Here is a 13,063-nt window from a genome sequence, read left to right on the forward strand (position 1 = left end):
CTACTGACGATCCTCAAGCGCAAACTCAATAAAGCGAGTGCAGAGCTCAGGGAAATCAATGCCACCGGTACGAGCAGAATCTGGCAGCAAAGAACGTGCGGTCATACCAGGAATGGTATTTGTCTCAAGCACCACTGGGACGCCGTCCTTCGTAACAATAAAGTCACTACGAGAAACGCCGCGGCAACCAAGTGCATTGTGAGCCTTGATAGCTAGCTCCTGAGCACGTGCATACACTGCAGGCTCAAGACGAGCTGGAATCACATGATGCAGGGATGCTGGCTCATATTTTGTCTTAATGCTGTAGAACTCATCGCCCGTAACAATCTCAACGATTGGCAGAGCTGTTGGGTCCTCGTTGCCAATGACAGGAACGGTAATCTCCGTTCCCTCAATGCTCTCCTCGATGAGGATGCGCTCGCCCTGTTCGCCTGCAAGTTCAAGTGCAGCGGGAAGCTCTTCTCGCGAAGTAACGCGCGTAACGCCGTAGCTGGAGCCGTTGCCAGAAGGCTTCACAAACATAGGCAGTCCGAGGTCCTCAATAAGCTTGTCTACCTGTTCATCTGTAAAGACGGTACCTGCAGCAACGTCAATTCCCTTAGGAGTTGGAACGCCTGCCTGCCTATACATGAGCTTCGACAGCTCTTTTTCAGTTCCCATAGCAGACGCAAGGACGCCAGAAAACGTGTAAGGAATGTGCAGAATCTCGAGAAGACCCTGGATGCAGCCATCCTCACCAAAACGACCGTGCATAGCAACGTACACGACATCATAACCGCCCTGAGCAAGGGTAACTACAAAGTCTTTTTCTGCAACATCAAGCAGGTCAACACTGGTAAAGCCAGCTTCTTTGAGTGCTGCTGCACACTGCTTGCCAGACTCCATTGCAATCTCATGCTCGTCTGACCAGCCACCTGAAACAACTGCTACATGAAGCTTTTTTAGCTCTTCACGTGTCATTTCCGCTCCTTCAGATAAGTCTCCCATAGGGTAAACTCTAGTAAACGTATTTCTTCTAAGATACCGCAGATAGCTTAGAAGAGTTGGAGAAGGACAAAAATGCAATCAAATAATACTCTTGACGGCACAAACACCACGGCTGACGGCGCAGACATCTCCGCGCTTGATTCTCGCCCACAGAAGGCTGCCGCCAAATCTGACCTCAGAAGCCTCTCATCAGAGCAAATTCTTGAGCTTGTGACGTCCCTTGGCCAGCCAAAATTCCGTGCAAAGCAGATTGAGGAGTGGATCTGGTCTAAGGGCGCTACCTCTTTTGATCAGATGAGTAATCTTCCAAAAACGCTGCGAGAAGAACTATCTAAGCAGGTAACGCTTGCTGGTGCTGAGCAGATTGTTCGCCAGGTCTCTGAGGATGGAAGTCGTAAATACCTGCTTCGCTACCCAGATGGCACTTCTGTCGAGTGCGTTGGCATGCCAACTGGCAACAAGCTTTCGGTCTGCGCTTCTACACAGGCTGGCTGCGCCATGGGCTGTGCTTTCTGTGCAACAGGCGCTGCTGGTCTCACGCGTTCTCTTTCTGCAAGCGAGATTTACGAGCAGGTTATGCACGTCCGCGACGATTTTGACGCGCGCGTTACCAGCGTTGTTCTTATGGGCCAGGGCGAGCCCTTCATGAACTACGACGCTACTCTTGCGGCTATGAGACGTCTCAACTCCCCTGACGGGGCCGGCATTGGTGCGCGCCATATTACGGTTTCTACCTGTGGCGTTATTCCTATGATTAAACGTTTTGCCTCAGAGCCCGAGCAATTTACGCTTGCTGTTTCGCTTCACTCTGCGGTGCAAAAGACGCGAGACACCCTCATGCCAGGAGTTCGTAAATACTCACTGATTCACCTGTACGACATTATGGGTGAGTATGTCGATAAGACCGGTCGTCGTCCAACATATGAATATGCGCTGATCAAAGGCGTTAACGATTCCGACAATGAGCTTGGGGCCTTGAGAGACTTCTGTCGAGGAACGCTCTGCCACGTTAACATCATTCAGCTTAACGAGATTGAGGGCTCTAAGTTCCATCCAACATCCCCTGCCCGCGCACAGGAGTTTGTAAACAGCCTCAACTCTGTTGGCGTTGAAGCAACCATCCGTCTTTCTCGTGGATCTGACATTGATGCTGCTTGTGGACAGCTCTTCCAGAAGAGAAACGCACGTTAAACGCGATATACCCTACACATTACAGGTAAAGAAGGGACCCTCTCGAGTCCCTTCTTTTTTAGTTCATATATAGAACATTTGTTCTAATTAATTGCTTTGAGCCATTCTTTTTCTACTCTCGCTTGATGAGAGAGAATGTTTTTTGAAGTTTTTCTATCAATACCACCTGAATAATCGTCGAGAATTGCATCAAGTGCCCTTCTCGACCTTCTCATTGCGTGGAGAAAACTTCTTTGTGCTTCTTTAGTCAACAAGGTGTGCTTAGCGAGAAAAGCTATTCCAATCAATGAAACTGTGGATATAATTGCAAATTTTATCTTCATTATGCTTCTTTACTGTTTGATAGTTTTTCAACTAAAGCAGCAAGCTCGTCTTCATCATTGAATTCGATTTCAATTTTATTCTTGCCACGAATATTTCGCACTTTGACTGGAGTATCCAAAGCAATTCTTAATTGCCTTGCTGCACGCTTATATGCCTGTGGAGTTGGTTGTCTTTTTGGCTTCTCTACATTAGTGACAGAAAATAGTGGAGCAAGGTTTTCTGTCTGGCGGACAGACAAGTTCTCTTCAATTACTTTCTGAGCAAGTTTGATTCTTCCTTCTTTACCACTAACGGAAAGAATTGCACGAGCGTGTCCAGCACTGATACGTCCTTCTACCATCAAAGTCTGTACCTCTGTTGGAAGGTCAAGAAGACGTAGGGTATTTGTGATTGCAGATCTTGATTTTGAGAGGACCTTGGCCAAATCGTCTTGGGTTAAGTTCTCCTGTTTAATTAGCTGCTTATAACCTTGTGCTTCTTCGATTGGGCTTAAGTCAGATCTCTGCAAATTCTCAATAAGAGCAAGCTTGAATACTTCCTCGTCAGAAATTGCTTTGATTACAACAGGTACTTCCTCTAATTTTGCAAGTTTCGCAGCCTGATAACGTCTCTCACCAGCAACAATTTCGTAGTGGTCGCCCTTCTCGCGAACAAGAAGTGGCTGAAGAATACCGTTTTGCTTAACAGAATCACTGAGTTCAGTGAGCTCAGCTTCGTCAAAACGCTTGCGAGGCTGGTCTTTATTTGGCTTAATCTTCTTCAAAGGCAGCGTGGTAGTTTCTTTTTTATTACCAACCTCTGCATCTACCTCGCTAAAGAGCGAATTAAGGCCTTTACCAAGTCCTGATTTTTTAACCACGACGATTCACTTCCTTTGCAAGTTTGTTATATGCAAGTGCGCCCATACTTATTCGTGCATACATGGTTACTGGCAAACCATGACTTGGTGCCTCAGCAATTTTGACGTTTCTTGGAATAAGTGTCTTGAATACCTTGTTACCAAAGTAGTTAGATACTTCGTTAACTACCTGCTTAGATAGGGAAGTTCTACTATCAAACATGGTCATTACTACGCCAAAGATTTCAAGATCTGGATTAAGCTGTTTTTGCACCATCTTCATTGATTCAACAATTTTGGTAACGCCTTCTAGTGCATAATACTCGCACTGAATTGGGATAAGTATGCTATTTGCGGCAACTAAGGCGTTAATTGTTAGAAGTCCTAATGATGGTGGGCAATCAATCAAAATATAGTCAAAATACTCTTTAACCTGGTCGATTGCTCTTTTTAAAATGTTTTCTCTTGAGTCAACGGAGACAAGTTCAATTTCAGCACCGGCAAGTTGAATGGTTGCTGGTGCAATAGTTACGTATTTCTGAACTGTTTGCTGCAATACCTCTTCGATTGGCGTTTCATTGAGAATTACGTCATAAATATCAGCTTCAAGTTCCTCTTTATCAATTCCAAAACCACTTGTCGCATTTCCTTGTGGATCAAAATCGATAATGAGAACTTTCTTCTTTGTTTCACCTAATGCAGCAGCAAGATTAATTACGGTAGTTGATTTTCCAACTCCGCCTTTTTGATTAATTACTGCCAGAACTTTAGGATCTCTATCCTGAAATCCCCTCGAAAGGTCTTTGTAGCTCATTTATCCTCCGTTTGACCAAGTTTATTTAATAATACAGAATGTTTCACGTGAAACATTCCACAATTACCCTCTTCTTGCAACAAACGGATTTGATTTAGCCACTCCAGTTTTTCTTGGTAATTTGATTTTGCTCTTTGCAACTTTTTTGTATAAAAGAATTTCTCGATGTCCAAGATTGTTTGGTAACTCAAATGTTTCACGTGAAACATTTTTATACCCAAAAATTTTGGCTGCCTGAGAGGCGTCCTGAAGCTCTATCTCGTCGACATTGGCCTTCATTACTATGAGAGTACCTTGTGGAGCTAAGAAAGGCTCTGCATACTCCAAAAGAATATTTGTCTTTGCAACGGCTCTGAAAGTAACAAAATCAAACTTCTGTTTATAGTCGTTTGGAATTTCTTCAGCACGAAGCTTTTCAGCTCTTACTCTCTCACCAAGACCAATCTCATCAATCATTGACTGTACGGCATTGATCTTTTTTCCAATAGAATCAACCAGCAATGTTTTGTTATCGCTCATGATTGCGAGAGGCAGTCCTGGAAAACCTCCACCGGTACCAATATCAATATAGTTTTGAGCTCCAGATGTAAACTCATTACACACTTTGAGTGGTAATAAAGAATCAAGTATATGAAGAACCAATGCATCGTCAATTGAAGTGATTCTTGTGAGGTTGAGATTTTTATTAATCTCGATGAGCAACTCAATGTGCTTGAGGAGTTGTCTTCTTTGGGTATCAGATGAATCGATTCCATAGGTAAGGAGAAGTTCCTTAAGTACACTCTCTTTTGAATCGAATAAAGATTTCTCTGATTCAGACATTGCTTCTCCTGTGACAAAACTTCTTGTTACAAGAAGAATTGTCACAAAAAAAGAGGAAGGCGTAAACCTTCCTCATCAAATTAGTAAAGCTTGTGGGAATTCTTAGCTGTTAATAGCGGTAACAACAACACGACGGTATGGATCATCACCCTCAGAGTGTGTTGTAACTTCAAGATTATCTCGGAGCGCAATGTGAATGATACGACGCTCATAGCCACTCATTGGAGCAAGAGAAACCTTACCAGTCTTCTTAGCACGAGCAGCAGCAGAGAGTGCCATCTCTTGAAGCTTATTACGACGACGGCTCTTGTAGCTTTCAACATCAACAGATACTGGATAGTGGAAGTGAAGCTTAGCGCTCATCAAAGATGAAAGGACCATCTGGAGAGCCTCAAGCGTATTGCCGTGACGACCAATAAGAATTGCAAGATCTCCACCGGTTACATCAAGAATGAGTTCACCGTCTTCACCGTCGTACTCATCAATTGCACAGCTATTCTCGCCAAAGAACGAGAGAATCTCTCTTAGATAGAAGACAGCAGTATCAGCAATCTTGTTCATCTCAGCATCAGTGAGCTGAATTCCAGCTTCAAAGTGCTCTCGAATTGAAGCAAACTCGTCTTGTGAATCAACGACAGGAGACTCATTAAGAGCGTTTGGCTCAGAAACGAAAGTCTCATCCTCCATGTCGTCCTCCAGTCAATATAAAAAGTTTAACTATTAATCTACTGTAACAAATTTTGTAAACAAAAGTTTTTTTGTTTAACCCCAGCTATTAGGCCTTTTTGTGAGGGCGTGGCTTCTTCTCTTTTCTCACCACGTCTACCTCGATTGGCTTATTAGCCATCTGAGCCTCAGCCTTGAGCTTCTCTTTTTCCATAATGCGCTTAGTAATAAGCTGCTGCTGAGCAAGCTGCCAAATACCAGAAGTTACGTAGTAGAGAAGAACGGCTGCTGGCACGGTCCAACCAAACCAGAGCATCATGAGGGTCATCATGCCACCCATCATGTACTGCTGGGTACGCTGCTCACCGGAGCTTGTACGAGCATTTACTGCCATGGAAAGGAAGGTAGTAAGGCCAAACAGAAGAACAAAAATCATATAAGGGATAGCGGTAACAAAGCCATCAACAGCAAAAATGTCAGATGTTGAGCGCGCGATAGAAGGAAGAATGTTGTAGAAGCGGGAGTCTACTGGAACCATCTTTGCAACGGTAAAGAGTGCAATAAAGATAGGGGACTGCAGAAGCAGAGGCAGACAACCACCAAGTGGATTGAAGTTAATCTCTGCGTAAAGTTTACGCATCTCTTCATTCTGCCTTACAGGATCATCGGCATAGCGCTCCTGGATTTCTTTGAGCTTAGGCTGAACAACACTCATGCGAGCCATAGAGGCTGTCTGCTTGTTGGTCATTGGAACCAGGATAATACGGATGATGATGGTAAGCAGGATAACTGCCATACCCCAGTCTCCCGAGAATGATTGAAGTCCCGCTAAGACTGTGTATAGAAAGTTAACAATCCAATCCCACATATTTCCTCCGGTGCGTTCCTTTACGGAACGGGATCGTATCCTCCCTTATGAAAAGGGTGGCAGCGAGCAATACGCTTAAGAGCAAGCCAACTTCCCTTTTTAACACCGTACTTTTGTATAGCTTGAACTGCATATTCAGAACAAGTAGGCCTGTAGATACAGTGCGGCTTAAAAAGGGGAGAGATGTTTCTTTGATAGAAACGAATAGCACCTAGGAACAAGTTTGCAAGAAAAGAGCCTTGTCTTTTCTCGCTCATTTGACCCCTGTCTTTCTTAACAGAGCATCCAAAGAAACGCTTATATCAGCAGGATTAGTGCTGTGTGTATCTTTAGTCGCAAAGAGAATAATGCCGTATCCCTCAACAGGTAAACCGCTCTTTCGAGCTGCTTCGCGTAAAACGCGTTTACACCTGTTTCTAAATACGGCGTTACCTAGTCTTTTTGGAGCTACAAAGGCTACCTCGGAAGGATGTGCCTCAGTGGATGGTGCTACTCGTATACGAAGAACAGAACTTTGAGCCCTCTTCCCCGCAGAGAAGACCCTTTCAAACTCTGAACGAGATTTAATGGTCTTCACAGAAACATTCCTTAGACGGTGAGGCGCTTACGGCCCTTAAGGCGACGACGAGCGAGAACGGCACGACCATTCTTAGTTGCCATACGTGCACGGAAACCGTGGGTAGTTGCGCGCTTGCGCTTATTTGGCTGGTAGGTACGCTTCATAGCTATTTCCTCCCGAACGGGTACAGTATCGATTAAAAAGCCTACAGATTGTACTCGCGTTTATGGGTACCTGTCAAATTTTCTACGCAAATACCTCAACTTTTTCTCTTTTTTATTCAAAAGCCTAGCGAGAAAACCTTTCATTTTGAAAATTTCACTTGTAACACATGAAGAAATTTGTTGAAAGGAATATTTCTGTAAGCTGAAATATGTCCGTTAAATGCTACTATCATTCAGTACGTCTTTCACAAAGATGTAAAGTTATCTACAGATGTTTAACACTTGTTGAAAACTTTCATTCACTGTGAAAGGAAACGAAAAGTTTTCTTCATTTGTTTAACAATTGTTGAAAAGGAGGTGTCATGGCAAGAGATTTCTTTCCTTTTGTTGAGGAAAACACCAACCAGGATGAAAAAGATGCTGGTTCTGATAACTCTCTCACCGTCCGCTATGCTGCACGTATTGCAGTGTATGACGATAAAGCCGCAGCACCTCGCGTTGTTCTTGTAGAACCTAAAGATGTTCGTTCTTATCTTGACGAGATTGCAGCAACCGTTAACCAGCTTGCTCACGAGCAGGGTGGAAAAATTCCTTTTATGGTTATGCGCGAGATTGTGGAGAATTTCATTCATGCTCACTTTGTAGCACCCACAATTTCAATTATGGACAACGGAAATACCATTAGGTTTTCAGATCAAGGACCTGGTATTAAAGAGAAAAACCGAGCTCTTGAGTTTGGTACCTCTTCTGCAACGGAAGAAATGAAATCGTTTATTAGAGGCGTTGGCTTTGGTCTTCCTTATGCTCAGCAATACATGGTTGAGAAGGGTGGAAGCCTTACTCTTGAAGATAATATCTCTGGCGGCACAATTGTTACTTTATCAACACGCCGCTCTAAAGATGCACATATTCAGACTCTTCCAACTCAAGAAGAAGCTGAAGAATTGCCTGTTAATCAGAACCAGCAGGCGGTTTCACACGCTCCACAAACAGTATCTCAACAGGCATCTGCACAACCAGCTACACAATTTCCTAATCTGGTGTTAACAGATCGAGCAAAACAAGTTCTTCAGTATCTCTCTGAACATGAATGGGTTGGAGCAACAGAACTCACTAGTGCCTTTGGCCTTTCTACACCAACCTGGTCAAGAGAATTAAAATCGCTGGTAAACATAGGAATAATTGGAAAAGTTGGGCAAAAATATAAGCTTACCACTATTGGAGAAACCCTCCTTTCATAGAGTTTCTCAACATTATTCGCTGAAAGTTATCAACATTCCTCTATACTAGGTGTCCCAATTTTCAACATTTTGATTGGACACGTATGGATGCATCAATTGATTCAGACGCAGTAGCTCTGTGGCAAGACGCAATTGACCTTTTGGTTGAAGAGAATCAGCCAGAAGCTTTTATCGCCATGTTGAGAACCTGCACTCCAATCAAAGTTGAAGATAATGCTTTATGTGCTGAGACTTCAATGCGCTTGGCATATAACCGTATCCTTAAAAACCTACCAATTGTTGAGAGATGTCTCTCGGCTGCGGCTTTTGAAGACATTATCTTGAGTCTTACGCTTACAAAGTCTTCTACTCCTGTTACCACTACTTCCACAATGACTCCTCAGGAGTTCAACGCTTGGAAGCAGAAAACCGCTCCTATACAGGCTGTTGTTCCAGAACAAATCCAAGATTTTGAATCCCAGGAACAAAGCCTTGAGGAACTAAAACAGCAGACCTTAAAGCGTCGTAAGAGTAATCCTCTTTATGAGGAGACGTCCTTCAATTCAAACCTCACGTTTGATCGCTTTGTTGTTGGTGACGAGAATGAGCTTGCTCATCAGCATGCTTTAAACGTTGCAAACGACGCAAAAGGCAAGGCAAACCCACTCTTTATTTACGGTGCAAGTGGACTTGGAAAAACTCACCTTCTGCGAGCCGTTCAAAACTACATCAACGCTGAAGATATCGAGCGCGTTTGTGTTTACAAAGACGCAGATGCCTTTGTTGATGATTATGTAAATGCAGTTCGTAAGAATGCCTCAGGAAACGCTGCAACAGAGCTAAGTAATAACTACCAAAATATTGATGTACTTATCATCGATGATGTTCAAAAACTTGCTGGTAAAGCGGGTACCATCAACTTCTTCTTCAATATTTTTAACTCTCTTATTGATAGAGGTAAGCAAATTATTCTTGCAGCCGATAGAACTCCAGCTCAGCTTGGTATGGGCTCTGACGGTTTTGATGATCGTATTACTTCTCGTATGAGTGGTGGCATTGTTATTGGCATTGAGTCTCCAAGTTACGAGATGAAGCTCAATCTTATTCACGTCTTCTGCGATCGCGCTTTTAAAGAGAGAAATTCTTCTCTTTCTGCTGATGATATGCCAGAAGAGATCCGTCGCTATATGGCTGACAAAGCCGGCCAAAGTATTAGAACGCTCGAAGGCTTCTGTAATCGTTGCGTCACCGGACAAATCAAAGCAAAAGAATCCGGTAAAAACATTAAGCAAGAAGAGATTGATAAGATTGCAGATACTCTCTGGCGTCGCGTTTCAAAGACCGTAAATATCGAGAAGGTCCAAGAAGTCGTAGAGAACGTCTATGGCATTAGCCATCGCGATATCGTTGGTAACAAGAGAAATAAAGAAATTGCAGAGCCTCGTCATGTTGCAATTTATCTTGCTCACGATCTTTGCCAATACACGCTGGTAAATATTGGTAAGCATTTTGGCGGAAGAAAACACGCAACAATTTTGCACAGTATTGAGGTAATTGAAGAGAGAATCAAAGAAGACAAAAGCTTCTATGATCAAATTTCTCAACTCAAGAAGACTATCCTTGAACAAAGTTAGTGTTTAAAACCTGTTCGTAAGATGTCAATTGGTGAAGAGAAGTAATGGTTTGTTGTTGAGAGTTTAAGAGAGGGAGTTTTACTTTGTTTATGAATGTCAAAAATAAGCAAACAAATCTGACCTCTAGAAACATATTTCTACCTCTAGAAATGTAAAGCTTTCTTCTTTTCAACATAGCTTATTATTACTACGATATTTTTATTCTTATCTAAGAAATAATAGAAAGGGTTGTCATGAAATTTACCGTAAGTCAATCCGCTCTCCAGACGGCGCTTGATATTGTTTCTAAGGGTATTGGTTCTAATACAACACTTCCAATTCTCTCCGGTATTTATCTCAAAGCTTTTAATGGCATGCTTGAGCTACAGTCCAGTGATTTAACTATCTCTATTAAGCATCAGATTGCAGCAAACGTAGAAGAAGAAGGAGAGACAGTTGTTTCTGGAAAGGTTATCCAGAACATTGTTAAAAATCTTCCTGATGCAGCAATTACTTTTGAAGGTGGAGTGCGTACGCTTTCTGTAACTTGCCAGCGTTCATCTTTTAGGCTTAATACTCTTTCTGCACACGATTGGGCACAGTTCCCAGAGTTTGATCTTGAGAAGACCTGCGAGCTTCCAAGTCAACTTCTATCAACTATGGTTGATAAAGTTTATCGTGTAACTTCAAAGGAAGCTTCTCGTCCTATTCTTCAGGGAATTTCTCTCACCGTTGAGGACAATACTATTCGCCTTGTTGCAACTGACTCATTCCGTCTTGCTGTTTGTGATTCCAATACAGATACGCCAGCAGGTGAATCTTTTAGTGCAATTATTTCTGGTGAAGTTTTCCACGACGTTCTTTCCATGCGTAGCATGACTGAGAAGGTTTTAATTGGTACTACAGACAACCAGGTAGTCTTCCAGTTTGGAAATACCACTCACATTTCGCGAAAGATTGAAGGTCATTTCCCAGATTATAAGCAGCTACTTCCAACGTCTTGTACTGCATCTGTTGATATTAATGTTGAGGATTTCTCTGCAGCTCTCAAGCGTGTATCTGTTATTGCTCTGGCAAATCCATCAGTACGTTTTGATGTTGATGCTGATGGAAAAGAGGTTAAGCTTTCAGCCTCTTCACCAGATCAAGGTGAGTCTTCTGAGCACATTGAGGCCCAAATTGAAGGAGACTCTCTTTCAATCGCTTTGAACTACCACTACGTCTTTGATTGTGTAAACGCTGCTCCTTCTAAGGACCTTTTGCGTCTTGAACTCCAAGGTCCTTCTCAGCCAGCAATCTTTAAATCAAATGGTAAGGTCAACTATTTGTATCTTCTGATGCCTGTTCGCCTCTAATTTGATAGGGGTTGTGTGGGACTTAAAGTTGAACATGTTTCGCTGTATAACTTTCGTTGTTTTGCTTCGAAAGAAATAGATTTATCTGCGCAAACTACTATCTTTGTAGGAAAAAACGCCGCAGGTAAGACAAATACTGTCGAGGCATTACAACTCCTTACCGCTGGATACTCTTTTAGAAAACCAACACCATCACAGCTCCTTCTTACAGGTACTTCTGAGGCAAAGATAGAGATTTCGCTTACAGGAGATGGAAGAAAGCTAGAAAATACCTGTACCATCACAGAACGCCGTCGCCAATTTTCAAAGAACGGCAAGAAATGCCAGGCAGCAGATATTTCTGGTACGTTGATGTCGGTCCTTTTTAATCCTGATGATCTTTCAATGATTAAAGGTGGCGCATCATATCGCCGAGAAGAATTCGATGACTTTGGTCGCCAGGCAAATAAAAGCTACTTCAAGGTTTTCTCGGCATATACAAAAACAGTTGAGCAAAGAAATAAGTTGCTTAAATCTGATTGGCCTGACAATAATTTGCTTGATGCATGGGATCTTTCGCTTGCAAGGGGTGGAGCAACGCTTCTTCACGCGCGCATTCATTTATTTGAGCGCCTGGCAAAGAAAACATGCGAGATTTACCAGGAACTTTCTGGTGGAGAGCACCTGGAGATGAACTATATTTCTTCAATTGGAGAGGTTTCTCTTGAAGCCTCTAGAGAAGAAATTACTGATCAGTTTTTACAGGCTTTAAACGAAGCGCGCGCAGATGATATCCGTCGTCAGCAAAGCACTAAGGGTCCTCACCGAGATGATGTTGAGTTTTTGATTGAAGGTAAAGACGCTAGAAATTTTGGGTCTCAAGGCCAAATCAGAACGGTGGTCTTAGCACTTAAAATGGCAGAAGTTTTACTCTCAGAAGAAATACTTGGCGAGAAACCCCTGCTACTTTTAGACGATGTGATGAGTGAGTTGGATGAAGATCGCAGAAAAGCCATTATGGAGTTTGCATTCCACGACATCCAAACCGTAATTACAACTACCAACCTTGGTTATTTCTCTGAAGAGATTTTAGAGAAAGCGCAGATAGTTAGGTTTAGCGATGAATAATCAACAAGAAACACCTGGGCGTGGTGGTAATGAAAACGCAAAAGATTTAATGAGCGCTCTGCTTGGAACCTTCAGAGATTCTAAGAGTATGTCTAAAAATCGTCGCGCTTATCTTGCATGGGTTGAGTCAAATGGTGAAAGAGAAGTAGAACACACAACCGGCGTATTTGTTAGAGAAATTGCTGGTAGAGAATATCCTGTACTTACCGTTTATGTAGACAATCGTATGTGCATGATTGATTTTCTTGCACAAAGAGAAATCTATAGAGCAAGGTTGTCAGAGCATGGCCTGGAATTTTCAGATCTTGAGTTTAAGCTGGATAAATACAATAGACATGCTGGTAAAGAAGACGGTCCCTCAAAAGAACAACCTCAGGGCCAAAAAGTTGAGAAGAAAGTTCTTCCAGAACTTACTACAGAAGAAAAATCACAAATTTCTGAGTTAGTTTCTGGTCTTTCTGAGCCACTCAAGTCAACGGCTTATAAAGCGATTGAAGCAAGTTTTAGACAAAAAAAGAGTCTTTAGTCTAATCTG

At 42.6% G+C, this 13,063-nt stretch carries 16 protein-coding genes; 6 read left to right on the top strand and 10 right to left on the bottom strand.

Annotation, left to right across the window (positions count from 1 at the left end; all coding sequences use genetic code 11):
• Positions 1–960 carry a D-alanine--D-alanine ligase gene (locus RWJ43_RS00500; protein WP_035436608.1) on the bottom strand — a complete coding sequence of 320 codons (960 nt, stop codon included), beginning with the start codon at positions 958–960 and terminating at the stop codon, positions 1–3.
• A gap of 99 nt (positions 961–1,059) precedes the next feature.
• Between RWJ43_RS00500 and rlmN the strand changes: the two genes are divergently transcribed.
• Positions 1,060–2,178 (top strand): 23S rRNA (adenine(2503)-C(2))-methyltransferase RlmN, encoded by a 1,119-nt coding sequence (rlmN, locus tag RWJ43_RS00505; RefSeq protein ID WP_314006694.1) that lies wholly within the window; start codon positions 1,060–1,062, stop codon positions 2,176–2,178.
• Positions 2,179–2,261: 83 nt separating this feature from the next.
• On the opposite strand, the gene RWJ43_RS00510 is transcribed toward rlmN, so the two are convergent.
• From RWJ43_RS00510 to rpmH, 9 genes are all read right to left on the bottom strand, one after another.
• Positions 2,262–2,501 (bottom strand): hypothetical protein, encoded by a 240-nt coding sequence (locus RWJ43_RS00510; RefSeq protein ID WP_035436612.1) that lies wholly within the window; start codon positions 2,499–2,501, stop codon positions 2,262–2,264.
• A complete protein-coding gene (locus RWJ43_RS00515; RefSeq protein WP_314006695.1) occupies positions 2,501–3,361 on the bottom strand; it encodes a ParB/RepB/Spo0J family partition protein in 861 nt (286 codons plus the stop codon). Before RWJ43_RS00515 ends, RWJ43_RS00510 begins: the two co-directional genes overlap by 1 nt.
• Positions 3,354–4,154 carry an AAA family ATPase gene (locus RWJ43_RS00520; protein WP_314006696.1) on the bottom strand — a complete coding sequence of 267 codons (801 nt, stop codon included), beginning with the start codon at positions 4,152–4,154 and terminating at the stop codon, positions 3,354–3,356. Before RWJ43_RS00520 ends, RWJ43_RS00515 begins: the two co-directional genes overlap by 8 nt.
• Positions 4,155–4,217: 63 nt before the next feature.
• Positions 4,218–4,976: a 16S rRNA (guanine(527)-N(7))-methyltransferase RsmG gene (rsmG, locus tag RWJ43_RS00525; RefSeq protein ID WP_314006697.1), complete on the bottom strand. Its 759-nt coding sequence runs from the start codon at positions 4,974–4,976 to the stop codon at positions 4,218–4,220.
• A gap of 102 nt (positions 4,977–5,078) precedes the next feature.
• Entirely contained in the window at positions 5,079–5,663 is a 585-nt protein-coding gene (locus tag RWJ43_RS00530) for a R3H domain-containing nucleic acid-binding protein (RefSeq protein WP_314006698.1), read from the bottom strand.
• An 88-nt stretch (positions 5,664–5,751) separates the two neighbouring features.
• The gene (locus tag RWJ43_RS00535) at positions 5,752–6,510 is read right to left on the bottom strand and encodes a YidC/Oxa1 family membrane protein insertase (RefSeq protein ID WP_035431393.1); all 759 of its coding nucleotides are present in this window, start codon (positions 6,508–6,510) and stop codon (positions 5,752–5,754) included.
• A gap of 20 nt (positions 6,511–6,530) precedes the next feature.
• Complete coding sequence (gene yidD, locus RWJ43_RS00540) at positions 6,531–6,767, bottom strand: membrane protein insertion efficiency factor YidD (protein WP_313994639.1); 237 nt, start codon at positions 6,765–6,767, stop codon at positions 6,531–6,533.
• Complete coding sequence (rnpA, locus tag RWJ43_RS00545; RefSeq protein WP_035431391.1) at positions 6,764–7,087, bottom strand: ribonuclease P protein component; 324 nt, start codon at positions 7,085–7,087, stop codon at positions 6,764–6,766. Before rnpA ends, yidD begins: the two co-directional genes overlap by 4 nt.
• Positions 7,088–7,098: 11 nt before the next feature.
• The gene (gene rpmH, locus RWJ43_RS00550; protein WP_003148884.1) at positions 7,099–7,233 is read right to left on the bottom strand and encodes a 50S ribosomal protein L34; all 135 of its coding nucleotides are present in this window, start codon (positions 7,231–7,233) and stop codon (positions 7,099–7,101) included.
• 362 nt (positions 7,234–7,595) lie between these two features.
• Between rpmH and RWJ43_RS00555 the strand changes: the two genes are divergently transcribed.
• The 5 genes from RWJ43_RS00555 to RWJ43_RS00575 all read left to right on the top strand — a co-directional run bounded on the left by RWJ43_RS00555 (position 7,596) and on the right by RWJ43_RS00575 (position 13,054).
• Positions 7,596–8,474: an ATP-binding protein gene (locus RWJ43_RS00555; protein WP_314006699.1), complete on the top strand. Its 879-nt coding sequence runs from the start codon at positions 7,596–7,598 to the stop codon at positions 8,472–8,474.
• An 83-nt stretch (positions 8,475–8,557) separates the two neighbouring features.
• Positions 8,558–10,087, top strand: a complete 1,530-nt coding sequence (dnaA, locus tag RWJ43_RS00560; protein ID WP_314006700.1) for a chromosomal replication initiator protein DnaA — start codon at positions 8,558–8,560, stop codon at positions 10,085–10,087.
• Between the two features lie 233 nt (positions 10,088–10,320).
• On the top strand, positions 10,321–11,421 hold the full coding sequence (gene dnaN, locus RWJ43_RS00565; RefSeq protein WP_314006702.1) for a DNA polymerase III subunit beta: 1,101 nt from the start codon (positions 10,321–10,323) through the stop codon (positions 11,419–11,421).
• Between the two features lie 15 nt (positions 11,422–11,436).
• Entirely contained in the window at positions 11,437–12,528 is a 1,092-nt protein-coding gene (gene recF, locus RWJ43_RS00570; RefSeq protein ID WP_314006703.1) for a DNA replication/repair protein RecF, read from the top strand.
• Positions 12,521–13,054: a hypothetical protein gene (locus RWJ43_RS00575; RefSeq protein WP_314006704.1), complete on the top strand. Its 534-nt coding sequence runs from the start codon at positions 12,521–12,523 to the stop codon at positions 13,052–13,054. Before recF ends, RWJ43_RS00575 begins: the two co-directional genes overlap by 8 nt.
• Positions 13,055–13,063 lie beyond the last annotated feature (9 nt).

This window comes from Lancefieldella parvula (assembly GCF_963530955.1).
GTDB lineage: Bacteria > Actinomycetota > Coriobacteriia > Coriobacteriales > Atopobiaceae > Lancefieldella > Lancefieldella parvula_A.